The sequence below is a fragment of the Pseudomonas sp. Tun-23181 genome (assembly GCF_057415455.1).
Genome location: NZ_CM171630.1, coordinates 4,222,708 through 4,249,194 on the forward strand (window position 1 = coordinate 4,222,708; position 26,487 = coordinate 4,249,194).

General features: G+C 64.7%; 20 protein-coding genes and 1 pseudogene. 7 read left to right on the forward strand and 14 right to left on the reverse strand.

Annotated elements, in window-relative coordinates:
• Positions 1–14: 14 nt before the first annotated feature.
• The 7 genes from xylB to ACDI39_RS20105 all read right to left on the reverse strand — a co-directional run bounded on the left by xylB (position 15) and on the right by ACDI39_RS20105 (position 8,397).
• Positions 15–1,502, reverse strand: a complete 1,488-nt coding sequence (gene xylB, locus ACDI39_RS20075) for a xylulokinase (RefSeq protein WP_225788881.1) — start codon at positions 1,500–1,502, stop codon at positions 15–17.
• Between the two features lie 17 nt (positions 1,503–1,519).
• Entirely contained in the window at positions 1,520–2,995 is a 1,476-nt protein-coding gene (locus tag ACDI39_RS20080; protein ID WP_225788882.1) for a mannitol dehydrogenase family protein, read from the reverse strand.
• 24 nt (positions 2,996–3,019) lie between these two features.
• Positions 3,020–4,132 carry an ABC transporter ATP-binding protein gene (locus ACDI39_RS20085; RefSeq protein WP_225788883.1) on the reverse strand — a complete coding sequence of 371 codons (1,113 nt, stop codon included), beginning with the start codon at positions 4,130–4,132 and terminating at the stop codon, positions 3,020–3,022.
• A gap of 49 nt (positions 4,133–4,181) precedes the next feature.
• Complete coding sequence (locus tag ACDI39_RS20090; RefSeq protein WP_225788884.1) at positions 4,182–5,015, reverse strand: carbohydrate ABC transporter permease; 834 nt, start codon at positions 5,013–5,015, stop codon at positions 4,182–4,184.
• 10 nt (positions 5,016–5,025) lie between these two features.
• Positions 5,026–5,949 carry a carbohydrate ABC transporter permease gene (locus ACDI39_RS20095; RefSeq protein WP_225788885.1) on the reverse strand — a complete coding sequence of 308 codons (924 nt, stop codon included), beginning with the start codon at positions 5,947–5,949 and terminating at the stop codon, positions 5,026–5,028.
• A 78-nt stretch (positions 5,950–6,027) separates the two neighbouring features.
• Complete coding sequence (locus ACDI39_RS20100) at positions 6,028–7,338, reverse strand: ABC transporter substrate-binding protein (protein WP_225788886.1); 1,311 nt, start codon at positions 7,336–7,338, stop codon at positions 6,028–6,030.
• 153 nt (positions 7,339–7,491) lie between these two features.
• On the reverse strand, positions 7,492–8,397 hold the full coding sequence (locus ACDI39_RS20105) for an AraC family transcriptional regulator (RefSeq protein WP_225788887.1): 906 nt from the start codon (positions 8,395–8,397) through the stop codon (positions 7,492–7,494).
• Between the two features lie 107 nt (positions 8,398–8,504).
• Here ACDI39_RS20105 and ACDI39_RS20110 point away from each other — a divergent pair, with 107 nt between their 5' ends.
• From ACDI39_RS20110 to ACDI39_RS20130, 5 genes and pseudogenes are all read left to right on the forward strand, one after another.
• Positions 8,505–9,005: a M48 metallopeptidase family protein gene (locus tag ACDI39_RS20110; protein WP_225788888.1), complete on the forward strand. Its 501-nt coding sequence runs from the start codon at positions 8,505–8,507 to the stop codon at positions 9,003–9,005.
• Positions 9,006–9,017: 12 nt separating this feature from the next.
• Entirely contained in the window at positions 9,018–9,314 is a 297-nt protein-coding gene (locus tag ACDI39_RS20115) for a winged helix-turn-helix domain-containing protein (RefSeq protein WP_225788889.1), read from the forward strand.
• 72 nt (positions 9,315–9,386) lie between these two features.
• Positions 9,387–9,545, forward strand: a pseudogene (locus tag ACDI39_RS20120) (PAS domain-containing protein); the annotation flags it as partial.
• Positions 9,546–9,553: 8 nt separating this feature from the next.
• Positions 9,554–10,531 carry a threonine/serine dehydratase gene (locus ACDI39_RS20125; protein ID WP_225788890.1) on the forward strand — a complete coding sequence of 326 codons (978 nt, stop codon included), beginning with the start codon at positions 9,554–9,556 and terminating at the stop codon, positions 10,529–10,531.
• A gap of 310 nt (positions 10,532–10,841) precedes the next feature.
• Entirely contained in the window at positions 10,842–11,579 is a 738-nt protein-coding gene (locus tag ACDI39_RS20130; RefSeq protein WP_225788891.1) for a substrate-binding periplasmic protein, read from the forward strand.
• A 15-nt stretch (positions 11,580–11,594) separates the two neighbouring features.
• On the opposite strand, the gene yccS is transcribed toward ACDI39_RS20130, so the two are convergent.
• From yccS to ACDI39_RS20165, 7 genes are all read right to left on the reverse strand, one after another.
• Positions 11,595–13,778, reverse strand: a complete 2,184-nt coding sequence (gene yccS / locus ACDI39_RS20135) for a YccS family putative transporter (protein ID WP_225788892.1) — start codon at positions 13,776–13,778, stop codon at positions 11,595–11,597.
• A gap of 211 nt (positions 13,779–13,989) precedes the next feature.
• Positions 13,990–15,171 carry a BaiN/RdsA family NAD(P)/FAD-dependent oxidoreductase gene (locus ACDI39_RS20140; protein ID WP_225788893.1) on the reverse strand — a complete coding sequence of 394 codons (1,182 nt, stop codon included), beginning with the start codon at positions 15,169–15,171 and terminating at the stop codon, positions 13,990–13,992.
• Between the two features lie 49 nt (positions 15,172–15,220).
• On the reverse strand, positions 15,221–16,558 hold the full coding sequence (dbpA, locus tag ACDI39_RS20145) for an ATP-dependent RNA helicase DbpA (protein WP_253080931.1): 1,338 nt from the start codon (positions 16,556–16,558) through the stop codon (positions 15,221–15,223).
• 112 nt (positions 16,559–16,670) lie between these two features.
• Complete coding sequence (gene mdtD / locus ACDI39_RS20150; protein WP_225788895.1) at positions 16,671–18,098, reverse strand: multidrug transporter subunit MdtD; 1,428 nt, start codon at positions 18,096–18,098, stop codon at positions 16,671–16,673.
• A gap of 120 nt (positions 18,099–18,218) precedes the next feature.
• Positions 18,219–19,550: a TldD/PmbA family protein gene (locus ACDI39_RS20155; protein WP_225788896.1), complete on the reverse strand. Its 1,332-nt coding sequence runs from the start codon at positions 19,548–19,550 to the stop codon at positions 18,219–18,221.
• The gene (locus ACDI39_RS20160; RefSeq protein ID WP_225788897.1) at positions 19,550–20,992 is read right to left on the reverse strand and encodes a TldD/PmbA family protein; all 1,443 of its coding nucleotides are present in this window, start codon (positions 20,990–20,992) and stop codon (positions 19,550–19,552) included. Before ACDI39_RS20160 ends, ACDI39_RS20155 begins: the two co-directional genes overlap by 1 nt.
• A gap of 34 nt (positions 20,993–21,026) precedes the next feature.
• Positions 21,027–22,829: an acyl-CoA dehydrogenase gene (locus ACDI39_RS20165; protein ID WP_486536996.1), complete on the reverse strand. Its 1,803-nt coding sequence runs from the start codon at positions 22,827–22,829 to the stop codon at positions 21,027–21,029.
• 1,623 nt (positions 22,830–24,452) lie between these two features.
• Between ACDI39_RS20165 and ACDI39_RS20170 the strand changes: the two genes are divergently transcribed.
• The gene (locus ACDI39_RS20170; RefSeq protein WP_010793081.1) at positions 24,453–25,757 is read left to right on the forward strand and encodes an IS1380-like element ISPa33 family transposase; all 1,305 of its coding nucleotides are present in this window, start codon (positions 24,453–24,455) and stop codon (positions 25,755–25,757) included.
• A 226-nt stretch (positions 25,758–25,983) separates the two neighbouring features.
• Positions 25,984–26,463 (forward strand): hypothetical protein, encoded by a 480-nt coding sequence (locus ACDI39_RS20175; protein WP_486536997.1) that lies wholly within the window; start codon positions 25,984–25,986, stop codon positions 26,461–26,463.
• Positions 26,464–26,487 lie beyond the last annotated feature (24 nt).

Here is a 26,487-nt window from a genome sequence, read left to right on the forward strand (position 1 = left end):
AAAGGGGCCTGCGATCAGCGTCCAGGTAGATGCTCCCGGTAACGTTGGTAGGCCATTTCATAAGCGGCCTGCTGAGCGGGCCGTGGCACCGTGCGGGTGCGCTCGTCGAGGCTCACGCAGCGCTGGCACAAGGCATCCAGGCTGTCGCCATCGCCCTGCTGGCGGCCCAGGCTCCAGGCGGCCTGGATCGCCGCGCCAAGGGTAGCGGCTTCGGTCTGCCGGGGACAGACCACCGGCAGGCCGAGCAGGTCGGCGAGCACCTGGCGCCACAGCGGGCTTTTCGCCGCGCCGCCGACCAGGCGGATCTCTTCGCCTGGCAGGCCGCTGGCGCGCAGCAGGTCCAGGCCAAGGCGCAGGCTGAAGCAGGTGCCCTCCAGCACTGCCCGGCAGAGATTGGCGCGGGTCAGGTTGTTGCTGGTCATGCCGTGCAGGCTGGCGCTGGCGTCGGGCAACGCGGGCACCCGTTCGCCGTCGAAGAACGGCAGCATGAGCAAGCCTTCGGCGCCGATCGGCGCCTGCCCGGCGAGCTGGGCGAAGTGCTCCCGATCCAGTTGCAGCAGCGCCTGCACCAGGCCACAGGCGCTGGTCAGGTTCATCGTGCAGATCAGCGGCAGCCAGCCACCGCTCGAGGCACAGAACGTCGCTACCTCGCCCTGTGTGACCAGCGGATGATCGGCGTGGGCCGCCAGGGTGCCAGAGGTGCCCAGGCTGAGGGTGATCATGCCGGGGTGGATATTGCCGGTGCCGATGGCCCCGAGCATGTTGTCGCCACCACCACTGGCCACCCAGGCCTGGGGGCTGAGGCCGAGCAGCTCGGCGGCCTGCGTGCGCAGCGTGCCGATGCAGTCACCGGGCTCGACCAGTTCGGGCAGCGCTGCCAGCAAGCGCTCGCCCGGTTCGATCAGTTGCAGCACATCGGCTGCCCAGGCCCGGCGGCGCACATCGTAGTAGCCGGTGCCCGACGCATCGCCGGGTTCGCTGCAGGCGCGGCCGGTCAGCCAGTGATTGAGGTAGTCGTGGGGCAGCAGGATATGGGCGGCGCGTTCGAACAGTTCGGGGAAGCGGCGTTTGCTCCACAGCAGCTTGGACACCGTGTAGCCCGGCGCGATCACCAGCCCCAGTCGCTCCAGCGAACCCGGGGCGCCGCCGAGGGCCTCGAGCAGTTCGAGGTTTTCCGGCGTGCTCTGGGTATCGCACCACAGCTTGGCCGGACGCAGCACCTGGCCCTGGGCGTCGAGCAGCACCAGCCCGTGCTGCTGGCCGGACACCGCCAGCCCACGGATTGCCTTGCCGCTCACGCCCGCTTCACGCAAGGCACCGCCCACGGCGGTACGCAGGGCGGCCAGCCAGTCGCCGGGGTCCTGTTCCCGGCGTCCGCCAGTGCCCTGCGGTGGCTGATGCGCGGCGCTGCCCAGGCCGAGCACGTGGCCGCTGCCGGCGTCCAGCACCAAAGCCTTGGTGCCTTGGGTGCCGCAATCGATGCCGAGGAACAGTCCGTCCATGTCGTCGTGCTCCGGGTTCAGTCGCCGAGTACTCGGCGCAGGGTTTCGCTCACGCCGAATTCGCGCAAGCTGTCGTACATCCGCTCGAACGCCGCGACGAAGGCCTTGGAGGCCGGTATCAGCGTGCCGAAGATCGCTTCGTCGCCCAGCACCCTGGCGGCCAGCCCATCGCGTTGCACGGCGCGGGCCTGGCAGTCCGAGGCGCGCGGGTCGGGAATCGCATAGGTCGTGCCGTTCTCGTCCACCCCGCGCAGGTACAGCGCCCAGGCCGCCACCACCAGGGCCACGCGCTCCAGCGGCTGGCCGTCGGCGATCAGGCGATTGGCGGTGGGCACGATGAACTTGGGAAACTTCGACGAGCCGTCCGAGCACACCCGCTCCAGTTGGTCGGCGATGGCGCGGTTGGCGAAGCGCTCGGCCAGGCTGTCCTTGTAGCATTCCAGGTCGATACCAGGCACTGGCGCGAGCTGCGGGGTCACGTCCCGGTCCATGAAGGTGCGCACGTAGCGGCGCAGCAGCGGGTCGGCCAGGGTTTCGTGGACGAAGCGGTAGCCCTGCAGGAAGCCCAGGTAGGTCAGGGCCAGGTGGCTGCCGTTGAGCAGCTTGATCTTCATCTGTTCGTAGGGCGTGACATCGTCGGTGAACTGTACGCCAACCTGTTCCCAGGCCGGGCGCCCGGCGACGAACTTGTCTTCCAGCACCCACTGCACGAAGGGTTCGCAGACCACCGGCCAGGCATCCTCGATGCCATGCCGTTCGGCCAGCGCCACGCGGTGGGCGCTGCTGGTCATCGGCGTGATGCGGTCGACCATGGCGTTGGGGAAACTCACGTTGCCGTCGATCCACTGGGCCAGGTCGGGGTCGAGGTGATGGGCGAAGGCCAGCAGCGCCTTGCGTGTCACCTCGCCGTTGTGCGGGAGGTTGTCGCACGACATCACCGTGAATGCCCCCACCCCGGCTGCACGGCGGCGGCGCAGCGCTTCGCAGAGAAAGCCGAAGACACTGCGCGGTGCCTGCGGATTGGCCAGGTCGTGCTGGATCTGCGGCAGGTCGGCGCGAAACTCGCCGGTGCTGTCGTCCATGCAGTAGCCGCCCTCGGTGATGGTCAGCGAGACGATGCGGATGGCAGGCTCGGCCAGCTTGGCCAGCAGCGCCTCGGCGCCATCTTCGGCCAGCAGCATGCCGTTGATGGCGGCGATCACGCGCACGTCGGTGTCGGCCTGGTCGCCCAGCTCGAACAAGGTGTAGAGGTGGTCCTGCGCGGCCAGGGCATCACGCATGGCGCGATCCTCGCTGCGCAGGCCAACGCCGCAGATGGCCCAGTCGAGGCCCTCGCCACGGTTCATCAGGGCGTCGGTGTAGGCGGCCTGGTGGGCACGGTGGAAGCCGCCGACGCCGATGTGCACGATGCCCTGACGCAAGTGCGCCGGATCATAGGAAGGACAGGCGACCGTGGTCGCCAGCAGGCCGAGGTTGTGCTGGTTGAGTTTCATCTTGAACATCCTTGGAAGGCGGCTTCAGGCCACCTGTTGCAGGCGTTTGTCGAGGGCCTGGCCGTGGCTGTCGAACAGGTGGCAGTGCCCCGGGTCGAAGTTCAGTTCCAGTTGCTCGCCGAAGGCTGGCGCGAAGTCGCCGCGCACGCGCACGGTGAGCATCTCGGCGGAGGCGGTACGCACATGGCAGTAGCTGTCGCTGCCCAGGCGTTCGCTGACATCGGCGGTGACCTGCAGCGAACCCAGGGCGCCGTGCCCGCTGCGGGTGATGTTCAGGTGTTCGGGGCGGATGCCCAGTGTCACCTGGCTGCCGGTCGGCAGCTCGCCCACGCACAAGGGCAGGGCGACGCGTGTGCCGCACTCGAGGGCGACCTCGCATTGGTTGCCTTGGTGGCGGCTCAGGTGCCCGCGCAAGAAGCCCATCTTCGGCGTGCCGAGGAAGCCTGCGACGAACAGGTTGGCCGGGTGGTGGTAGAGCTCCAGGGGCGAGCCGACCTGCTCGATGCGCCCGCCGTTGAGCACCACCACCTTGTCGGCCAGGGTCATCGCCTCGACCTGGTCGTGGGTCACGTAGATCATGGTCGCGGCCAGTTCCTGGTGCAGGCGCGCCAGCTCCAGGCGCATCTGCACCCGCAGCGCCGCGTCGAGGTTCGACAGCGGCTCGTCGAACAGGAAGATCTTCGGGTTACGCACGATCGCCCGGCCGATCGCCACTCGCTGGCGCTGGCCACCGGAGAGCTGGCGTGGCTTGCGTTCGAGCAGTGGCTGCAGCTCGAGGATGCGCGCGGCGTTGTCCACCTTGGCGGCCACGTCGCGCTTGTCCACGCCCGCCAGGTCCAGGGCGAACGACAGGTTCTTGCGCACGGTCATGTGCGGGTAGAGCGCGTAGGTCTGAAACACCATGGCCAGGTCGCGCTTGGCCGGGGCGGTGTCGGTGATGTCGAGGCCATCGAGGGTGATGCTGCCGCTGCTGACCTCCTCAAGGCCGGCGATCAGCCGCAGCAGGGTCGACTTGCCGCAGCCGGACGGGCCGACGAACACGACGAACTCGCGGTCGCGCACGTCCAGGTCGATGCCCTTGATGATGGCGTGCCCATCGAAGCCTTTTTGCAGGTTGCGGATCTTCAGGTCAGCCATGTCGAGTTACCTCCGCGTTGGCCGGGAACATTAGGGGAGAACGGGCGATTCATTTCACGGCGCCGAAGGACAGGCCGCGGACCAGTTGCTTCTGGCTGATCCAGCCGAAGATCAGGATCGGTGCGCAGGCCAGGGTGGAAACGGCCGAGAGCTTGGCCCAGAACAGGCCTTCGGGGCTTGAATAGGAGGCGACCAGCGCGGTCAGCGGGGCGGCGGCCGAGGAGGTCAGGTTGAGCGACCAGAAGGCCTCGTTCCAGCACAGGATCAGCGACAGCAGCAGGGTCGAGGCCAGGCCGCCACGGGCGATCGGCAGCAGCACGCGGATGATTTCCTGCCAGGTACCGGCGCCGTCCAGGCGTGCCGCTTCGAGGATGTCGACGGGGATGTCCTTGAAGTAGGTGTACACCATCCAGACCACGATCGGCAGGTTGATCAGGGTGTAGACGATGACCAGCGCCAGGCGCGAGTCGAGCAGGCCGAACTGCTTGGCCAGCAGGTAGATCGGCATCAGCACCCCGACCGGCGGCAGCATCTTGGTCGACAGCATCCAGAGCAGCGTGCGCTTGGTGTGGCGCGTCTCGAAGAAGGCCATGGAGTAGGCGGCGGGCACCGCGATCAGCATGCACAGCAAGGTGGCGGAGAAGGAAATCAGCACCGAGTTCCAGGCATAGGCGAAGTAGTCGCTGCGCTCGTTGATGTGCAGGTAGTTCTCCAGGGTCGGCTGGAAGAGGAACTGCGGCGGCGTGGCGAATGCGTCGAGCTCGGTCTTGAAGCTGGTCAGCAGCATCCAGAAGATCGGGAAGAAGATCACCAGGGCGATGCCCCAGCACAACAGGCCGATCGATGCATCGCGCAGGCGACGGGTTTGCTTGAGTGTCAGCATGGCGGGCTCCTCAGCTGCGCTCGGTGAGGTTCTTGCCGATCATCCGCACCAGCACGATGGCGGCGATGTTGGCGATCAGCACGGCGATCAGGCCACCGGCCGATGCCATGCCGACATCGAACTGCAGCAGTGCCTGGTTGTAGATCAGGTAGGCGAGGTTGGTGGACTCGTAGCCGGGGCCGCCGCTGGTGGTGGTGAAGATCTCGGCGAACACCGAGAGCAGGAAGATCGTCTCGATCATCACCACCACGGCGATGGGCCGCGCCAGGTGCGGCAGGGTCAGGTGCCAGAAAATGGCCAGCGGGCCGGCGCCGTCCAGGCGCGCGGCTTCCTTCTGCTCCTGATCGAGGGATTGCATGGCGGTCATCAGGATCAGGATGGCGAACGGCAGCCACTGCCAGGAGACGATCAGGATGATCGACAGCAGTGGATAATGCGCCAGCCAGTCCACCGGCTGGGCGCCGAACAGGCGCCACACGGCGGCGAGAATGCCCGACACCGGGTGGAAGATCAGGTTCTTCCACAGCAGCGCGCTGACCGTGGGCATGATGAAGAACGGCGAGATCAGCAGCACCCGCACCACGCCCCGGCCCCAGAATTCACCCGCCTCCAGCAACGCGGCGATGAGCACGCCGAACACCACGCTGATCGCCAGCACGCTCCCGACCAGCGTCAAGGTGTTCAGGGCGCCGGGCAAGAAGCCGGCGTCGGTGACGAAGAAGCTGAAGTTCTCCAGGCCGACGAATGCGTTCTCGCCAGGGTACAGCAGGTTGTAGCGGATCAACGAAAAATACAGGGTCATGCCCAGGGGGACGATCATCCACAACAGCAGCAGCGCCACCGAGGGGCTGACCAGGAACCAGCCAGGGCCGACACGGCGTTTGCCGGGGCGCGTGGCGGCGAGGGTCGGGGTATCGAGGGCCGAAGTGTTCATGGCGACTCCGTGTGCATCGAAAGAGGGCGAGCGGCCAGCCACCGCGCCGGTAGCGGCGCGGCAACGGTCAGGGGCGGGTTACTTGGGATAACCGGCGCGTTTCATCTCGCGGGCGGTGGATTGCTGGGCGGCGGCGAGCACCTGGTCGACCTTCATCTGCCCGGTCAGGGCGGCGGAGAACAGCTTGCCGACCTGCGTGCCGATGGCCTGGAACTCGGGAATGGTCACGAGCTGGATACCGACATAAGGCACCGGCTTGAGGGTGGGGTGGTTCGGGTCGACCCGTTTGAGCGACTCCAGCGTCACCTGGGCGAAGGGCGCGGCCGCCAGATAGGCATCGCTGTAGGTCGAGGCGCGGGTGCCTGGCGGCACGTTGGCCACGCCTTCCCTGTCGGCCACCAGCTTGCCGTATGCCTCGGAGGTGGCCCAGGTGCTGAAGGTCTTCGCCGCCTCCTTGGCCTTGGAACTGCTGGGAATCGCCAGCGCCCACGCATACAGCCAGGAGGCACCCTTGTCGGTCACTTCCTTCGGCGCGAAGGTGAAGCCGACCTGGTCGGCGACCTTGCTCTGGCGCTTGTCGGTGACGAACGAGCCGGCAACGCTGGCATCGACCCAGATCGCGCACTTGCCGCTGTTGAACAGCGCCAGGTTTTCGTTGAAGCCGTTGCTGGAGGCGCCGGGCGGGCCGTACTGCTTCAGGGTGTCGACGTAGAAGTTCAGGGCGTTCTTCCACTGCGCGCCGCTGAACTGCGGTTGCCACTGCTCGTCGAACCAGCGCGCGCCGAAGGCGTTGGCCACGGTGCCGACCAGGGCCATGTTCTCGCCCCAGCCGGCCTTGCCGCGCAGGCAGATGCCGTACTGGTCCTGGTCGGGGGCGTTCAGCTTGGCGGCGAACCCGGCGAGCTGGGTCCAGGTCGGCTGCTCGGGCATGTCCAGCCCGGCCTGCTGGAACAGGTCCTTGCGGTAGTAGGTGATCGAGGCTTCGGCGTAGAAGGGCAGCGCGTACAAGGTGCCTTGCACCGACAGGCCGTCGCGCACCGAGGGGAACACGTCGTCCAAGTCGTAGTCGGCGGGCAGGTTCGTCATCGGCTCCAGCCAGCCCTTGGCACCCCACAGCGCGGCTTCGTACATGCCGATGGTCAGCACGTCGAACTGCCCACCCTGGGTGGCGATATCGGTGGTCAAGCGCTGGCGCAACACGTTCTCTTCGAGCACCACCCACTTGAGCCTGATGTCTGGATGCTGCTCCTCGAACACCTTGGACAGCCGCTGCATGCGGATCATGTCGTTGTTGTTGACCGTGGCGATGGTCAGGGTTTCGGCGGCCTGGGCGAACAGCGGCAGGCTCAGGCAGGCGGCGGCCACACAGGCCTTGATCGAGTCGTTCATCTGTGAACTCCCCTCCCGGACCGGGGGCGGTGCGGGAGACATTATTGTTTTTGTGTCGCTCGCCGCCGATTACACCGCCATGCAGCGGAGCCGACAAAGCCTCGACTGCACTTTGGCTGATACTTTTTTGCACTGGGCGGCACGGGGATTCGTTCAGAGCCGGTTCTGCTCGGTCAGCCGCTGGGTCACCAGGCTGCGGTAGTCGGAAGGGGTCATGCCTTTGAGCTGCTGGAAGCGCCGGTTGAAGTTCGACAGGTTGCTAAAGCCCGACTCGAAGCACACTTCGGTCACCGGCAGGTCGCTCTTGGCCAGCAGTTCGCAGGACTTGCTGACCCGCAGGCGGTTGACGAACTCGACGAAGCCGCGCCCTGCGGCCTGCTTGAAGAAGCGCGAGAAGTAGGTGGGCGTCATTCCCAGGTGTTCGGCGACCTCGCTCTGGGTGAGGTCCTGGGCGTAGTGCTGGAAGATGTAGTCCACGGCCCGGTTGATGCGCTCGACGTGGTGTTCGTCGGCCAGCTGCGAGGAGGTGACGGTGGACAGCAGTTGGTAGTCCTCGCAGGCCGCGAGCTGTTCCATGAGGATAAAAAAGTATCCCAGGCGCGTCATGCCACGGCTGTCGGCGATGCGTTGCAGCAACTGCCGGCTTTCGGCGATCAGCGCAGGGTCGCGGAATTCGATGCCGTAGCGCGCCCTGGCCAGCAGTGGCGTGAGCTGGTTCAGCTCGGAGAACACGCTGCTGCCGTCCTCGAGCACCTCGTCGGTGAAATTGACCAGCATGTCGCGCTTGCTCACCACTTCGTCGGGGGCGACCTGGCTGATCCAGTTATGCGGCAGGTTCGGGCCTGTGAGGAACAGCGTGTCGGGGGCGAAGTTGCCGATATAGTCGCCGATGAATACCTTGCCGGAGCTGGCGACGATCAGGTGCAGCTCGTATTCCTTGTGGAAGTGCCAGCGCACCAGCGGGCTGGGAAAACCGTGCTGACGGTAGATCAGCGAGTGGCCTTCGTGGTCGTCCATCAGTTCGTAGGACGGGTCGGTGACTTTGCTGACTTTTGGCATGGCGGTGGCGTCGACCGGGGGCGAGTGAACATCCTAGCCAAAAAATGCCGGTCAGTGCGGGCTGCATATTCGCTAGAATCCCTTATCGCCCCAGCAGACACGACGCCATGACCGCCCTACGCTACCTGCAAGCCTATCCCCCGCATCTGCAGGAACAGGTACGCCAGATGATCGCCAGCGACCGCCTGGGCGACTATCTGCAGCAGCGTTATCCCGGCCGTCATGACGTGCAGAGCGACAAGGCGCTGTACGCCTATGCCCAGGACCTGCGCCAGGAGTACCTGCGCACCGCACCGGGCCTGGACAAGGTACTCTATGACAACCGCCTGGACCTGACCCACCGTGCCCTGGGCCTGAACACCGCGGTGTCGCGGGTCCAGGGTGGCAAGCTCAAGGCCAAGAAGGAAATCCGCATCGCCTCGTTGTTCAAGGAGGCGGCGCCGCAGTTCCTGCGCATGATCGTGGTGCATGAGCTGGCGCACCTGAAGGAGCGGGATCACAACAAGGCGTTCTACCAGCTCTGCCAGTACATGGAACCGGATTACCATCAACTGGAGTTCGACCTGCGCGTCTACCTGACCTACCGGGAGCTGCCGGGCATTACCTGAGGAACGAGCAGCATGGATGTAAGCAAGACCAAGAGCAGTTTCTACCGCCGCCTGTACGTGGCCTGGCTGATCGACAGCCAGACCGCCACCAGCGTGCCGGCGCTGATGGAGGCCACCGGCATGCCCAGGCGCACCGCTCAGGACACCATCGCTGCCCTGGCCGACCTGGACATCATCTGCGAGTTCGAGCAGCAGGTGGGGGCGCGCAATCATGCCGGGCACTACCGCATCCTCGACTGGGGGGCGATCGACAAGCAGTGGATCATCCAGCACCTGCGCAGCATTCGTGAGGTGCTGGGGTACCCCTGAGCAGCAGCGCCGCTTTCCACGGCTTTTCCCGGTGGATTAGCATTGGCAACCCTTCGCTCCAGGAAACCCCAGATGCCAGCACGACGGCAGGCCACCCGCTTCAGCAACTACGCCGCCATGGCCGACGGTATCGCCACCTTGCTGTTCCCCCATGCCGAGGTGGTGGTCCACGACCTCTCGACGCAGACGGTGGTGCACATCGCCAACAACCTCTCCAAGCGCAAGCTGGGGGCATTGCAATGACCGTCGACGACGCCTACCTCGATGCGCTGTACCAGGCGATCACCGAGGCGCACCGTGAAGTGCGCCCACAAGTGGCCGTGACGCCGCTCGAGCACAGCGCCCGACTTTCGGCCATGAGCGGGTGCGAGGTCTTCCTCAAGTGCGAACACCTGCAGCACACCGGCTCCTTCAAGTTTCGCGGCGCCAGCAACAAGCTGCGGCTGCTGGACGCCTCGCAGCGGCGCCTGGGCGTGATCACCGCGTCATCGGGCAACCATGGGCAGGGGCTTGCCCTGGCGGGGCGCACGCTGGGCGTGCCGGTGACGGTCTACACCACCCGCGACGCCTCACCCTACAAGCTCGAGGCCATGCGTGCGCTGGGCGCGCAGGTGGTGAGCCTGGACATGGACCCGCTGGGCGTGGAGCTGGAGGCGGGCAGGCAAGCACGGTTGCAGGGCAAACCCTTCGTCTCGCCCTACAACGACCGCGACATCATCGCTGGGCAGGGCACCATCGGCATGGAACTGTTCGAGCAGGCGCCTGACCTTGCGGCGGTCTTCGTCGCGGTCGGGGGTGGCGGCATGATCTGCGGCATTGGCGCCGCTCTGCGGCGTCTTGCTCCGTCGGTGGAAGTGATCGGCTGCTGGCCGGCCAACGCCCCGACCCTGCAGCGCTCGCTGGAGCAAGGGCGGATCATCGAGATGGAGGAGGCGCCGACGATCTCCGACGGTACCGCCGGCGGCGTCGAGCCCGACAGCATCACCTTCCCCCTCTGCCAGCAACTGCTGGACCGCACCGTGCTGGTCAGCGAACAGCAGATCAGGGCGGCCATGCGTGACGTTGCCGCCAGCGAACGCTGGATCATCGAGGGCGCGGCAGGTGTCGCCCTGGCGGGCATGCAGCATTTGGCGCAGGCCTATCGGGGCAGGAAGGTGGCGGTGGTGTTGTGTGGGCGCAACATCGTGCTGGACAAGTACCTTGAGGCGATCGCATGAAGGCCTGGTCAGGCCGGTAATGCTGTGCGCTTAAGCAATGGGGCCGCCTTGCGGCCCTTCGCGGGCAAGGCAGCCCCAATCGATGTCACATCAGACTTAAGTGAACAGCATTATGGTCAGGCCGGCGGTTTTTCCTCGTGTGCCTGAGCATCGCGGCAAGCCGGTATTTTCCCTGAAATCGGCTAAATTAGAGGCTAATTGACATTATTGTCGGCTGCCGATGGCGTCCACCGTTGTGTAATCTGCAAAACCTGTAGTCGTGAGGATCGCCTTCAAAGGCGTGGGTCTTCAACTGCGAAAGGACTTGAGCATGCGGCCACTGCTTCACGTTCTGGGTTTGCTGGGCATGCTGTTGGCGACCTGCGCCTCGGGTTACGAGAAGCTGCGCCTGGTGGCCGACAACTGGCCGCCTTTCACGGGCAGTACGATGCCCGGTGGTGGCCTGGCCACCCATATCGTCACCACGGCGCTGACCCGTGCCGGCTATGCCTGCGACGTCGAGGAGGTACCCTGGGCCAGGGCCCTGCTGGGTATCGGCGAGGGCCGCTACGATGTGCTGGTCAATGCCTGGTACAACGACTCGCGGACCCTTGTCGGCCAGTTCTCCCAGCCCTACCTGAGCAACCGCATCCGCCTGCTCAGGCAGCAGGATGCGGCCTTCAGCTACAAGCAGCTGTCCGACCTCTACCCCTACGCCATTGCCGTGGTGCGCGACTATGCCTACTCGCCTGAGTTCGACAGCGATAGCCGTCTGCGCAAGGTGCCGGTGCGCGACTTCTCGTCCGCGGTGCGCATGCTGGCGGCAGGGCGGGTCGACCTGGCGGTGGAGGACGAGTACGTGGCGCGCTACCACCTGCAGCGTGAGGCACCGGCGGTGCATGATGCGGTTGCGTTCGTCGAGCCTGCGCTGGGCGAGAACAGCCTGCATATCCTGGTCAGCCTCAAGTATCCCGGGCATGCGCAGGTCGTCGAACGCTTCGAGCGGGCCATCGCAGCGATGAAAGCTGACGGCAGTTACGCCCGGTTATTGCACGAGCATGGTTTCTGATCAGGCGTGACGGCTTCAGGCCGGCGCGCTTTCCTTGATCAGGTGTGCCGCCAGGGTCCGCAGCGGGCCGAGCTGGCGGCAGATCAGGGCCAATTGGGTCTGCACCAGGCGTTGGTGTTCATCCAGGTCTTCGGGCATCTGCTCCAGGGTCGCGGCCAGGGCTTCCTCGGCATCGCTGTGGATGGCGACCGGCAAACGCGCGGCGAGGCCATTGGCGATCTCGTCGAGGCTGTTGGCCAGGCCCTGGCCGGCACCGTCGATCAACTGCTCCTGGACGTCGGCCGGCAGTGCCGTGTCGCGGTGCGCGCCAAGCCCGGAGAGGTAGCTGAGCAGGGTGTGCGACAGCACCAGGAAGCGAAAGCCAACGTCCGCTTCCTTGCGAAAGTGCCCCGGCTCCATGAGCATGTTGGCCAGGGTGGTGGACAGTGCTGCATCGGCGTTGTGGGCATTGCGCCGGGCCAGGCGGTAGGCCAGGTCGTCACGCTTGCCATGGGCGTACTGCTGCATGATCTGGCGCAGGTAGACGCTGGCGCAGGCCAGGGTATTGGCCAGCACCTTGTTCAAGCGCCGGCCCTGCCAGTCGGGCAAGAACAGGAACACCGCGAGGATGGCGATCAGGCTGCCGACCAGGGTATCGAACAGGCGCGGCAGGAACAGGCCGTAGCCGTCGCCGATCTGGTTGAAGCAGAACAGCACCATCAGGGTGATCGCCGCGGTGGCCAGGGTGTAGCGGGTGGTGCGGTTGACGAAGAACACCACCCCGGCGACCACGGCGAACATCGACTGGATGACCGGGTTGGGGAACAGGTCGAACAGCGCCCAGCCGACGGTCAGGCCGATCGCCGTGCCGAAGATCCGCTGCACCAACTTGCGCCGTGTCGCGCCATAACTGGGCTGGCAGACGAACAGGGTGGTGAGGATGATCCAGTAGCCCTGGGTCGGGTGGATCAGGTGCACCATGCCGTAGCCGACCGACAGCGCCAGAGGCAGACGCAGGGCATGGCGGAACAGCAGCGAGGTCGGGGTCAGCTGGGTACGCAGGCGGCTCCAGACATCCTTGAGGCTGCGTGGCGAACGGTCGAGCAGGCTGCTGTCGCTGGCGTCGGCCAGGCTGTCCGGGTTGCTGGCGGCGCCGAGCAGGCGGTCGAGGGTGGCCAGGTTCGCCGCCAGTGCCCGCAGCGAGCGCAGCAGGCCACGCCAGGCCGGGTTGCTCTGGATGCGCAGGTGCTCCAGGGAGGCGTCGAGGTCCTCCAGGGCTTCGGTGAAACCGGTGTCGTAGACGAACGGCTGGCGCAGGCGGATCGACTGGGCCAACTGCTGGCAGGCCGAGCCCTGCTGGCGCAGCAGGCGCTGGCAGCGGAACATCACGTCGCTGTGGAAGAACGCCTCGGCCAGGGCGTTGTAGGGGTAGTGCGAGGCGCTGACCCGCTCATGGATATCCTGGGCCAGGAAGTACAGCTTCAGGTAACGGCTGACCTTGGCGTTCGGCTGGCTGTTGCCGACCCGGTGCAGGATGATTTCCTTGGCCGCGTTCAGGGCTGCGACGACCTTGCCGTTCTGCTGGGCCAACTCCAGGCGCCGAGCTTCCACGTCGAGGTTGCGGATCGGTTCGAACAGGTTGGCCTTGAGCTTGAGGTAGCGGCCCAGTTCGAGGAACAGCTTGGCCAGGCTCTGCTGCACCGGTTGGTTGGAGAACAGCGCCTGCCACAGCACCGAAAGCAGGCCATACCAGGCCGCGCCGGCCACCAGCAGCATCGGCTCGTGCCAGAAGTCGCTGACCTGGCCGCCGCGTTGGTCCACGCCGATCATGGTGTACACCGAGAGGATCAGTGTCGCCGAGGCGATGGTGCCATAGCGCTCGCCCAGGGCGCCGAGCATGGTCAGGGCGAAGGCCGCCAGGGCCAGGGCGCCGGCGAATATCCAGGGGTAGGGGAACAGCAGCTCGACCGACAGCGCGGCGATGGCGAAGCACACCAGGGTGACGGCCAGGGCGCTGAGGCGGCCTTGCCAGCTGTCGTCGGTCTCGGCCAGGGCGCTGGCGATGATGCCGAGGAACAGCGGGATCAGCAGGCCCATCTCGTTCTGGTACCAGCACAGGGCCAGGCTGCCGGTGAGGGCGACCGTCACCCGGATGCTGTAGCTGAACTTGTCTTGGCCCCACAGGCGACGCAATGAATGGCGGAACGAGCTCGATGACATGATGGCCTTGGCGGTGATCGATGAAGTCGCTTTCGAGGCCGTGCAGCTGGGGCCGCCCATCGCCGGCAAACCGGCGCCCACAGGTTGTGCAACACCGCGGACCTTGTGGGAGCCGGCTTGCCGGCGATGGGCTGCGAAGCAGCCCCATGCAATGCCGGCTCTGCCGCACGGACCAGCAAGAAGCGTTCCGTGCTGCTGAATGGATTCTACTCTACACGAACTGCGCCGCAGCGTTGGCCGATGCCCAGGCCCACTGGAAATTGAAACCGCCCAGGTGGCCGGTGACATCGAGCACCTCGCCGATGAAGTACAGCCCCGGGCTCTTGAGCGACTCCATGGTCTTGGAGGACACCTCGCGGGTATCCACCCCACCGAGGGTGACCTCGGCGGTGCGGTAGCCCTCGGTCCCTGCCGGAACCACTTGCCAGGCCGCCAGCTTCTCGGCGATCTGTGCCAGTTCCGCCGGGGTGTACTGCTTCATCGGCCTGGACTCGAACCACTGCTCGGCCAGCAGGTTGGCCAGCTTGCGGGTGAACACCTCGCCCAGCACGGTCTTGAGCTCGGCATTGGCGCGCTCGGCTTGCTGCTGTTGCAGCCACTGCAGGGCGTCGCGGTCCGGCAGCAGGTTGATCTGCACCGTATCGCCGGCTTCCCAGAACGACGAGACCTGCAGGATGGCCGGGCCGCTCAGGCCACGGTGGGTGAACAGCAGGTTTTCGCGGAAGCTGGCGCCATTGCAACTGGCGGTGCAGTCCAGCGAGGTGCCCGACAGTTCCGTGCACAGTGCCTTGAGCTGGGGCTCGGTGATGGTGAACGGCACCAGGCCGGCGCGGGTCGGCAGGGTGTGGTGACCGAACTGGCGGGCGACCTGGTAGCCGAAGCCGGTGGCGCCGAGGGTGGGAATCGACAGGCCGCCGGTGGCGATCACCAGGGACTGGCAGGCGAACGGGCCGGCGCTGGTGTCCAGGAGGTAGCCCTCGTCGGTCTTCTCGATCCGCTCGATGCTCGTGTGCATGCGCAGCTCGGCGCCGGCCTCGTCGCACTCGGCCAGGAGCATGTCGAGGATGTCGCTGGCCTTGTTGTCGCAGAACAGCTGGCCAAGCTTTTTCTCGTGGTAGGGCACGCGGTACTTGGCCACCAGCTCGAGAAAATCCCACTGGGTGTAGCGAGCCAGGGCCGACTTGCAGAAGTGCGGGTTCTGCGAGAGGAAGTTGGCCGGCTCGGTGTACAGGTTGGTGAAGTTGCAGCGCCCGCCGCCGGACATGAGGATCTTCTTGCCCGGTTTGTTGGCGTGGTCGAGCAGCAGCACCCGCCGGCCGCGACGGGCGGCGAGCTGGGCGCACATCAGGCCGGCGGCGCCGGCGCCGATGATGATCACGTCGGTGGTGTGCACGGTGTTACCTCTTCAAGAACCAGGGCCCCACGGCAGCCCAGGAAGAATCTCAGACGATGCGGACCTTCAGGGAGCGCCCCTTGATCTTGCCGCTGTTGAGCCGCTGCATGGCTTGCCTGGCCACGTCGCGCTCCACCGCCACGAAGGCTTGGAAATCGAAGATGGCGATCTTGCCCACCTGCTTGCCAGGGATGCCGGCGTCACCGGTCAGTGCGCCGAGAATGTCGCCCGGGCGCAGCTTGTCCTTGCGCCCCGCAGCGATGCACAGGGTGCTCATGGGGGGCAGCAGCGGCTCGCCGCCCTTGTTCTTCAGGCTGTCCAGCTGGTCCCAGCGCAGCGGGGCCTTCTGCAGCGTTTCGATGGCCTGGGCACGATGGCCTTCGGCCGGGGCCACCAGGCTGATCGCGATGCCCTTCTCGCCCGCACGGCCGGTACGGCCGACGCGGTGCACGTGGATTTCTGCATCACGGGCCAGCTCGACGTTGATCACCATGTCCAGGCCGTCGATATCCAGGCCACGGGCGGCCACGTCGGTGGCCACCAGCACCGAGCTGCTGCGGTTGGCGAACATCGTCAGGACCTGGTCGCGGTCGCGTTGCTCCAGGTCACCGTGCAGGGCCTGGGCGGCGATGCCCTTGGCCTTGAGGTGGGCGACCAGGTCTTCGCACTGCTGCTTGGTGAAGCAGAAGGCGACGCAGGACTGTGGCCGGTAGTGGCCGAGCACGCGGGTCACCGCCTCCAGGCGCTGCTGCGGGTCGATCTCGATGAAGCGCTGCTCGATCTGGTTGTCGGCGTGCAGGCTCTGGACCTTGACCTGTTGTGGCTGGCGCATGAAGTCGGCGGCCAGTTGCTCGATGCCAGCCGGGTAGGTGGCGGAGAACAGCAGGGTCTGGCGCCGTGCCGGGGTGCGGCCGATGATGCTGGCGATGGCGTCGAAGAAGCCCATGTCGAGCATGCGGTCGGCCTCGTCGAGGACCAGGGTGTTGAGCCCGTCGAGCACCAGGGTGCCTTTGTCCAGGTGCTGCTGCACGCGCCCTGGCGTGCCGACGATGATGTGCGCACCGTGTTCCAGGGAGGCGATCTGCGGGCCCAGGGACACGCCGCCGCAGAGGGTGAGGACCTTGATGTTGTCCTCGGCGCGGGCCAGCCGGCGCAGCTCCTTGGCCACCTGGTCGGCCAGCTCGCGGGTCGGGCACAGGACCAGCGCCTGGCAACCGAAGTAGCGCGGGTTGATCGGGTTGAGCAGGCCGATGCCGAAGGCGGCGGTCTTGCCGCTGCCGGTCTTGGCCTGGGCGATCAGGTCCTGGCCCTTGAGGATGACCGGCAGGCCCTGGGCCTGGATCGGGGTCATCGAGGTGTAGCCGAGGGCGTCCAGGTTGGCCAGCATGGCGGCGGACAGCGGCAAGGTGGCAAAGGCGGTGGAGTCGGTGGTCACGAGGCGGGCCTGCGGTGCGAAGCGAAAAATGCCGCACAGTCTACCAGCCTCGTGGCCATTCGCCCTACGGTTCCCTCTGCGCTTCCAGACGACGGGCACGCCTCCCGTCCGTCGGCGACAGCTGCAGGAAGATCGCCGCCGCCAGCATGGCCATCAGGCCGATGGTCAGGAAGGTCAGTTGGAAGGCGCCCAGGGTGCTTTCCACGCCCTCGGTGCTGCCAGCCGCGCTGAAACCGCCGAGCAAGGCGCCGGCACAGGCCACGCCCAGGCTCAGCGACAGCTGCGCGACCACCGACAGCAGGCTGTTGCCGCTGCTGGCGTGGGCGTCGTCCAGGTCGATCAGGGTGACGGTGTTCATGGCGGTGAACTGCATGGAGTTCACCGCGCCGAGCAGGGCCAGTTGCACCAGCAGCAGGGCGTAGGGCGTCTGTTCGTCCACCAGCCCGAGGCTGGCCAGCAGCACGCCGAGCAGCAGGGTATTGCCGGTGAGGATGATGCGATAGCCGAAGCGCTCGATCAGCGGCCGGGCGATGGACTTGGCGACCATCGCCGCGGCGGCCAGGGGGATCATGCTCATGCCGGCCTGGGCGGGCGAATAACCCAGGGCCACCTGCAGCAGCAACGGCACCAGGAAGGGCAGGGCGCCGCTGCCCAGGCGGGCGAACAGGTTGCCGAGGATGCCGATGGCGAAGGTGCGCACGCGGAACAGGCTGGGCGAGAACAGCGGCTCCGGGTCGCGCCCGGCGCGCAGCCAGTAGGCGGCCAGGCAGGCCATGCCAGCGAACAGCAGAAGCATCACCCGCAGGTGCGGCAGGTGCAGTTCGCCCAGGCCTTCCATGGCGATGGTGATCAGCACCATCGCCGCGCCGAACAGCAGGAAGCCGGGGCCGTCGAAGCGGGTGCGCTCGGCACCGCGCAGGTCGGGAATGAACTTCCACACCGCATAGCAGCCCAGGGCCCCGACCGGCAGGTTGAGCAGGAAGATCCAGTGCCAACTGAGGATTTCCACCAGCCAGCCGCCCAGGGTCGGCCCGAGCAGTGGGCCGAGCAGGCCCGGGATGGTGATGAAGCTCATGATCCGCACCAGTTCCGAGCGCGGATAGGCGCGCAGCACTACCAACCGCCCGACCGGCAGCATCAGGGCACCGCCCAGCCCCTGGACGACCCGGGCGGCGATGAGAAAGGCTAGGCTGTTGGCCATGGCGCAGAGCAATGAGCCGAAGCTGAACAGCACGATGGCGCTGAAGAAGATACGCCGGGTGCCGAAACGGTCGGCGATCCAGCCCGAGGCGGGGATCAGCAGGGCCACGGTGAGCATGTAGGCGATGATCACCCCCTGCATGCGTAGCGGGTCCTCGGCCAGGTCGCGGGCCATGGCGGGCAGCGCAGTGTTGAGGATGGTGCCGTCCAGCGACTGCATGAAGAAGGCGATGGCCACCACCCAGGGGATCCAACGGGCGGTGACGGGGTCCAGCGGGGGGCGTTCGGGCATGGGAACCTCAATGTTCAGCATTGCCTGCACCGCCCCGATCGCCGGCAAGCCCCCGCAAGGTTCGTGGCGCTGCAAAACCTGTGGGAGCCGGCTTGCCGGCGATAGGGGCGGTTCGATCAATCACAAGGTCAGGGTCAGGGCTTTGACCAGCGCCCCCGGCAAATGACTCGATCCGGTACTGCGCTGCCCATAGGTACTGGTCGACAAGATGAGCTCGCGTTCGCAGGTCAGGTCTTCCAGCTGGCTACCCAGCAGGCTGTACAGGCTGTCGTCGAAACGCATGGTGCTGACCGGGCCCTGGATCTCGCCGTTCTCCACCCAGAAGGTGGCGAAGCGGGTCAGGCCGGTCATGCGCGCGGCTGGCAGGTCCGAGTAGTTCAGGTACCAGAGGTTGCTGATGTACAGGCCGGTGCCCAGGCGTTCGAGAATCTGGTCATTGGCCAGGTTGCCTGGTGCCAGGCTGAGCGCGCAGGGCGACTCGTAGCTGTCGGCACCATTGGCGGCCAGCGCGAACTCGGCGGCACTGCGCGCGCTGACCAGTCGCTGCAGCGCCCGGCCTTGGTGGATCAGCGGTACGTCCAGGCGCGGCGAGCCTTCATCGGAAAACGCCGGGCTCAACGAGCCGCTGACCTGCTCGTCGAAGCTGACCAGCGGGCTCAGGCTCGCATCGCCGTTGTACAGGCGCTGCAAGGCGCTGTTGCCGGTGGCCAGGGCCTGTGCGCAGAAGCCGCCCCAGCACAGCATGCCGGTGATTTCGTCCATGGCGGCAGGCGCCAGGTAGGCGCGGTAGCCGCCTGGCGCGAGGGTGATGGCCGGGCGGCCGAGCAAGCCCAGTTGTTCCCGCGCTTGGCGCAGGCGCGCGGTGAACGCCTCGGGGTTCCACGCTTGGCCGGCATAGTTGGCCTTCACCGCCTGGCCATTGTCGTGGAACAGGCTCCAGTCGAAGTTGAAGCTGTTGGCCTGGTGCCAGCCGAAGGCCCCGAAGGAGCTGGCAAAGCCCCGGCAGATCGGGCCGGCGGCATAGATGCCAACCAGGTCCAGGTCGCCGGCTTCACGGTCGAGCAGCGTCAGCACCTCGTCCAGGGCGGGCAACGCTCGGTCCTGCAGGCTGTGGCTGTGCCAGGCGTTCTCGTCCAGGCTCAGGTAAGGGTCGATCGCCAGCAGCGGCAGGGTCTGGCGCAGTTGCTCGAGAGCATCGTCCAGGCGCTGGCGATCCAGCTGTGCATCGCCGCTCAAGGTGACCTGCTGTTCTGCCTGGCGCCCATCGCGGATCAGCCGCAGTTGCGCGCTGGCCTGGCTGACCTCGCCGGCCTGGCGCACCTTGGCATGGTTGAAACGCACGAATTGCGACTGTTCGGCGCTGTAGCCGAGGGTGAATTGCTCTTCGGGGCGCAGCGCATCGCGCACGGCGCTGACCAGCGCTTCGAAGCGTTGTTGGGGCGTGGCGCTCATCAGGCGTCTCCTCCGAATACGTCGATCTGGCGGAACACGCAAGCCGGCGAGGCGTGGCCGACCCGTACCACCTGGTTGGGTTCGCCCTTCCCGCAATTGGGCGTGCCCAGGACCTGGAAGGTGCTGCGGTCGCCGACCGCCGCGAGGTTGCGCCAGAACTGCGCGGAAATGCCACGGTAGTTGGGGTTCTTGACGATGTCCTTGAGTTCGCCGTGCTCGATCAACTGGCCCCACTCGCAACCGAACTGGAACTTGTTGCGCGCATCGTCGATGGACCAGGAGCGGTTGGTGCGCATGAGGATGCCATGCTCGATACCGGCGACCAGCTGCTGCAGCGACTGGTCGCCGGGCTCGATGTTGAGGTTGGCCATGCGGTCGATCGGCGCACGGTTCCAGCCGCAGGCGCGGCTGTTGGCCACGCCGTCGAGGCCAGAGCGGAACTGCGAGAGGGCGCCACCCAGCGGGCGTAGCAACAGGCCGTTGCGGATCAGGAACTGCTTGCTGGCCTGGCTGCCGTCATCGTCGTAGCTGTAGCTGGCCAACTCTTCGCCGATGGTCGGGTCGAAGGTCACGTTGAGCAGCGGCGAGCCGTACTGCAGGTGGCCGAAGTCGCTGGCCTTGACGAAGCTGGTGCCGGCGTAGTTGCGCTCGTCGCCGAGGATGCGGTCCATCTCCAGCGGGTGGCCGATGGACTCGTGGATCTGCAGCATCATCTGGTCGGGCATCAGCAGCAGGTCGCGCGGGCCACTGGGGGTGTTGGGCGCCAGCAGCAGTTGCAGCGCCTCGTCGGCGACACGGCGGCCGGCGCCGACCAGGCCGCAGCGTTCGATGATCTCGAAGCCGCCCTGCTGGCCGAAGTTGTCGCGGCCCAGGCTGCGGCACTGGCTGTCCTGGCCGTCGCTGGCGGTGACGCTCAGGCCCGGGAACAGGAAACGCTGGGCGTGCCGCAACTCGGCGCCGGCCGAGTTGAGGTAGGTCTGCTCGACCAGGCTCATGCCGAGGCTGGCCTGCCAGTCCACCAGGCGGCTGTCCTTGGGCACGCTGGCCGATTCGGCGGCGAGCAGGCCGAGGCAATCGGCAAGGGTGGGAACGGGTTGGTCGAGGTTGGGTGAGAGATGATCGTGACGCGCGCAGGTCACCGGTTGCTCGCGCAGGTCGAGCAGGCTATGCGCGGCGATCTGCCGGGCCAGTGCCTCGGCGTGTTCCAAGGCGCGCTGCAGGCCCGCCTGGGACAGGTCGGCGGTGGCGGCATAGGCTTCCACGCCCTTGACCCGTACGGTGAGCATGGCGCCCTCGTCCTGGCTGAAGAACGGCGGCTCGGCGACATTGCGCCGTACCGACAGGGCCTGGTGCGATTGCTTCACGTGGCGCAGGGAAAACATCTCGGCCGTGCTGCGCAGTGCGCTGAAGCGCTGGCGCAGCAGGGCGCTGGAATCGAACATGCGGAAAAACCTCCGTGTGCGCGGTGGCTCCCCCTCAGAACCACCCCTCTTGCATGCCCTGGCAGGTGTCGTCGCGGGCCTCGAGCAATGCCAGCTCATTATGGCAGCCTGGTACCTCCCAGGTCAGGAAATAACGTGCGGCCTGCAGCTTGCCGAGGTAGAAGTCGCGGTCCGCGGCATTGCCCTGGAGCAGGCCGAGTTCGGCGTGGATCGCCTGTTCCAGCCAGCGCCAGCCGATCACGCAGTGGCCGAACGCCTTGAGGTACAGGGCGGAATTGGCCAGGGCGGTGGTGACCTTGCCCTGGGCCAGGTCGCCGAGCAGGGCCAGCGTCACGCCTTGCAGGCGGTTGACCAGGTGCTCCAGCGGCTGGCGCATGGCGTCCAGGCTTGGATGGTGGCTGGCACGCTCGGCGGTGCTGGCGATCAGGCGGATCAGTCGCTTGAGGCCGGCACCGTTGTCCTGTGCCAGTTTGCGGCCCAGCAGGTCGAGCGACTGGATACCCTCGGTGCCTTCGTGGATCGGGTTCAGGCGGTTGTCGCGGTAATACTGCTCGACGGGGTATTCGCGGGTATAGCCGTGACCACCAAGGACCTGGATGGCCAGTTCGTTGGCCTTGAGGCAAAAGGCCGAGGGCCAGGACTTGACGATCGGCGTCAGCAGGTCGAGCAGAGCCTGTGCCTGCTGGCGGGCGCTTTCGTCGCTGGCCGTCTGGGTGTCGTCGAACAGGCGCGCGGCGTACAGGCCCAGGTCGAAGGCGCCTTCCACGTAGGCCTTCTGTGCCAGCAGCATGCGTTTCACGTCACTGTGGCCAATGATCGGCACGGCAGGGCTGCGCGGGTCCTTGTTGTCCGGCAGCCGGCCCTGTGGTCGCTGGCGGGCGTACTCCAGGGAATAGAGGTAGCCAGCGTAGCCCAGCATCACCGCGCCCATGCCGACGCCGATGCGCGCCTCGTTCATCATCTGGAACATGCACGCCAGGCCCTGGTGCGGCTGGCCGACCAGGTAGCCGACGCACTGGCCGTCGTCGCCGAAGTTCAACGCCGTGGAGGTGGTGCCGCGCCAGCCCATCTTGTGGAACAACCCGGCCAGCGCCACATCGTTGCGCTGGCCACGGCTGCCATCCGGGTTGACCAGGTACTTGGGCACGATGAACAACGAAATGCCCTTCACGCCGGGAGGTGCATCCGGCAGCTTGGCCAGGACCATGTGCACGATGTTTTCCGACAATTCGTGGTCGCCACCGGAGATGAAGATCTTGTTGCCCTTGATCCGGTAGGTGCCGTCGCCGGCGGCTTCGGCACGGGTACGGATATCGGCCAGCGACGAGCCTGCGTGCGGCTCGGTCAGGGCCATGGTGCCGAAGTAGCGGCCCTCGATCATGGGCTGTAGGAACAGGCGTTTCTGCTCGTCGCTGCCGAAGCTCTCGATCAGGTTGGCCGCGCCCATGGTCAGGAACGGGTAGGCCGTGGTACCGGCGTTGGCCGCCTGGAAGTGGGCGAAGCAGGCTTGCGAAACCAGGCTGGGCAACTGCATGCCGCCGACCTCGAAGTCGCGATTGGCGTTGAGAAAACCCGCTGCGAGGAAGGCATCGACGGCAGGCTTCACCTCGGGGATCAGCTCGGCCCGGCCATCCACGTAGCGCGGCTCGTTCTCATCGGCCTTGCGATTGTGCGGGGCGAAGTACTTCTCGGCGATGGTGCGGGCGGTGGCGAGCGCCGCGTCGAAGGTCTCGCGGCTGTGCTCGGCGAAGCGCGTGCGCTGGGTCAGGGCTTCGGCGTCGAGGACTTCGTAGAGTTCGAAGGCGAGGTTGCGGGAACTGAGCAGGGTCTCGGGCATATGGGGAGGTCCTGGGGCGGGATACTGCGAGTCTAGGTGGAGGATGGGATGGAGGACAGGTTAATAGGTTTGAGTGATATGGGATTAAAAGGTAAGGATGCGCTGTCGCGTGTTTGCATAGGTTGCAAGTTGAGTTGTTAGAAAAAGGAAATTTCCCACAAGATTTTAGGATGCGCTGTTGAGACACCACTGAGCTGATTAGGGTAGATGTTGGGCTTTTGCTCAGGAGGTTGGGTGATGGAAAGGCTTTCTCATTGGGGTGAAGTTTGGAAGGAGGATTTGTGTAACGTCGAAGATCCTTTTCTGGCGGTTATAAATGTTCGCAGGGATTTACGAAGCAGGGGATATGTGCGGGAAATAGAAGGAGTGACAGGGCTTTTGAGGTCCTGCGGTCTTTATACTTCTCGAAGCCTGACCGGGGATGAAGTTGAAATGGCGCTTCGGCCAGTTGGGACGGGTGAATGGATGCTGTTGAAGAAAGAGCCATTTCTCTCCATTGATCCTGATAGGTATTGGTTTGCAAGGATGTGTAGGTCAAAGTCTGAGCGTGAGCGTCTTGTATCTGCTGGTTTTGTTGATAGTGGTCCCGGCAAGTGGAGAATAGTGGACATTAGAATAAACAAGGGGCATCGAGTGCGGCCTTTATTGCAAATTTTCTGGCGTCGCGAGGAGATGAGGGGCGAGTGTTCTTATCCTCGGGGAAGGACTACGCTAACACAACGAGAACTGTAATTCAGAAGTGGGTGGCTTTGGACAGCCAGGAGCGCGATTTTGCTCCGTCATCTGCAATTCATAGATACGGAGTGCTGCGGAAAACTATACAAGTTTATGTGGAGGCTGATGACCACTGGGATATTTCAGGGGCTTCGTGGCACTGGCGTCCGGTCATTGCAAATGAAGTTTATGAATTTAAAGGCGAGTGAGATGAAACGTGCCGATGATCAAGCTAAGGCGGTTGGTGCAATTGTTTTGGAGTTGTATGGACGCTTTTTATGTATGTTTCGTGGTGGTTGCTAGTCTCAGGCGAGGTGTAATACCATTTTTGAGTGACTTTGATGCGGCACTAACAACTATGGGGGATTGGGGAGGCGGGCTTGAGGTTTTAATATGGATGGGAGTGTTTGTGCAGCTCTCCGTTGTTGCTAGTGGGATATTGCTTTATCAAGGTCGAACGTCTGGGGTTTACTTGGCCGCTGCGCAAATGCCATTTCGTATCTTGTTCGTAGTTCCCTCTGTTTCCGTGATTCTGTTATTGCCAGGTATCAGTACCTGGCTCTGGCTGAGTCTCCTGGTTGCTTCCGAGGGGGTTAAAGGCTGGAGTCTTTGGTGGCTTTGGCGAAGCCGTAATGCCTAGCAACTGAAGTGAGAATGCTCGGGAACGCATTATCCAATGCTCTGTGCACACAAATTGTAGAGATATTTCCTACGGGGACGATCGAAAATGGATTGCTGCGCCTGAAATGATGATCGTCTTGAATGAGTGCTTTGAGTTTTTCAAGGGGATCTTTCTAATGGGTGATCTGGCTAGCCCGGATTTCTCATGACCGCATAAACAAAAACGGCTGAAAGCCTTATGATTCTTGTCGCCAAACAAAGCCCCATAAGTCTTCAGCCGCGCACAAAATGCTACCAGAAAAACTCCACTTTTCACCCCTCTCTCGCCGCCTCGTCGAGGCCTCTTTCACCGGTGGTCACATCACCTCGGATGCGGGCTTGTTGCTGCTGCGCGAGGTCGACCGGCAACATGGCTTGACCCGCCGCCTGGCCAAAATCGTTCCCGATCGGCGTGATCCTGGGCGTGTCCAGCATGGACTGCAGACACTGCTCGCCCAGCGTATCTATGCACTGGCCGCCGGCTACGAGGATCTCAACGATCATGACGGCCTGCGCCATGACTACGCGCTGCAGACTGCGGTCAACCGCCTGCAACCGCTGGCCGGCAAATCCACTCTGGGGCGCCTGGAACAGCAAGCCGATCGCGAAACGGTGGTGCAAGCCCATCGCCTGCTGTGGGAGCACTTCATCGCCCAGCATGACCAGGCGCCGGCTGAGATCGTGCTCGACTTCGATGCGACCGATGTGCCGGTGCATGGAGATCAGGAAGGGCGCTTCTTCCATGGCTATTACGACCATTACTGCTTCCTGCCGCTCTATGTGTTCTGTGGTCGCCATCTGCTGGTGAGCTATTTGCGCCCGAGCAACATCGATGGCGCCCGACACAGTTGGGCCATCCTGGCACTGCTGGTCAAGTTCATTCGCCGCTTCTGGCCAGAGACCCGCATCGTGTTCCGCGGTGACGGCGGTTTTTGCCGACATCGCATGCTCGACTGGTGTGACCGCAAGCAGGTGGATTATGTGGTGGGTCTGGCCCGCAACACCCGCCTGCAGCGGATGGCGGCGCCGGCCATGCAAGCGGTCGCCGAGGCCTACCAAGAAACCGGGCAGAAGATGTCCGGCGTGTATCGCTTCCTCTATCAGGCCGGTAGTTGGCGTAGGCGCCGCCTGGTCGTGTCGCGCCTGGAACATGGCGAGCAGGGTGCCAATCCACGCTTCATCGTCGTGTCCCGCTTTGCCGAGGATGCTGCCCAGCAGTACTACGAAGACTACTGCGGCCGTGGCGACATGGAGAATCGGATCAAGGACCAACAGTTGGATCTGTTCGCCGACCGCACCTCCAGCCCACGCTGGTGGACCAACCAGTGGCGGCTGATGCTGTCGGCCTTTGCCTATGTGCTGTTCGAACGGCTACGCGATCATCTCCAGGGCACCGCATTGGCGCGCATGAGCATCCATAACCTGCGCTTGAAACTGCTCAAGATCGGTGCGGTGATCATTCGCAACAGCCGGCGCATCCGCGTGCTGATCAGCGAGGCCTATCCGCATCAGGAACTCTTTGCGGGGCTGGTTGCCCGCCTCAAGCCGACCTGAACAGGCGGGCGCCCCCGGCCCGGCTCAATGGGGGAAAGGGGGCAGTGCGCCCCATACGCGGGAATTGAATAAAAAACGATCAATTTTTAGCGGTGGAAGGCAGGTTGTTGATACGCCGAGGCTTCACCGGCCACGCCTGCCGGCCTCATGAGAAATCCGGGCTAGTGCCGGTCTCGATGTAGATAACGTCAAGACTGATGGCGCGCCATTCTTCGTGGTGTCGCCCGTGAAGCTGGGTGTGATGACATTCTTCACATTTGGCGTCTATTGGTGGTACTGCTTCTACCAAAGCTGGAGATTGCACAAGGTGCGTACAGGGGAGCGGGTGATCCCAATCTTGCGCTCGGCTTTCGGTATTTTCTTTATTTACCCCTTGTTGAGTCGAGCGAACGATTTTATACGTGAGTCGGGAGGGAGTTATCCCTGGTCAATCCTGCGGCTAACGTTGACCTACTATGCGTTGTCAATCATGACGGCTGTTGCCGGTTTTTTTCTGGATGGTCACCTGGCTACCGTCTTGGCCGTAGAGCTTATCCTTCAAATTGCTTGGATCTCTATTATGGTGGCCATGCAGAAAGGTATAAATTTCAGCGCGGGTGATGCGTCAGGCGAGTCGAATAGCCGTTTCACACTGGCCAATTGGCTCTGGATGATTCCCGGTTGCGTAATGGAGCTGGTCAAACTGTACGCTCTCTTCATGGCTTGAAGCATGGCTACATGGCGCTCTTGA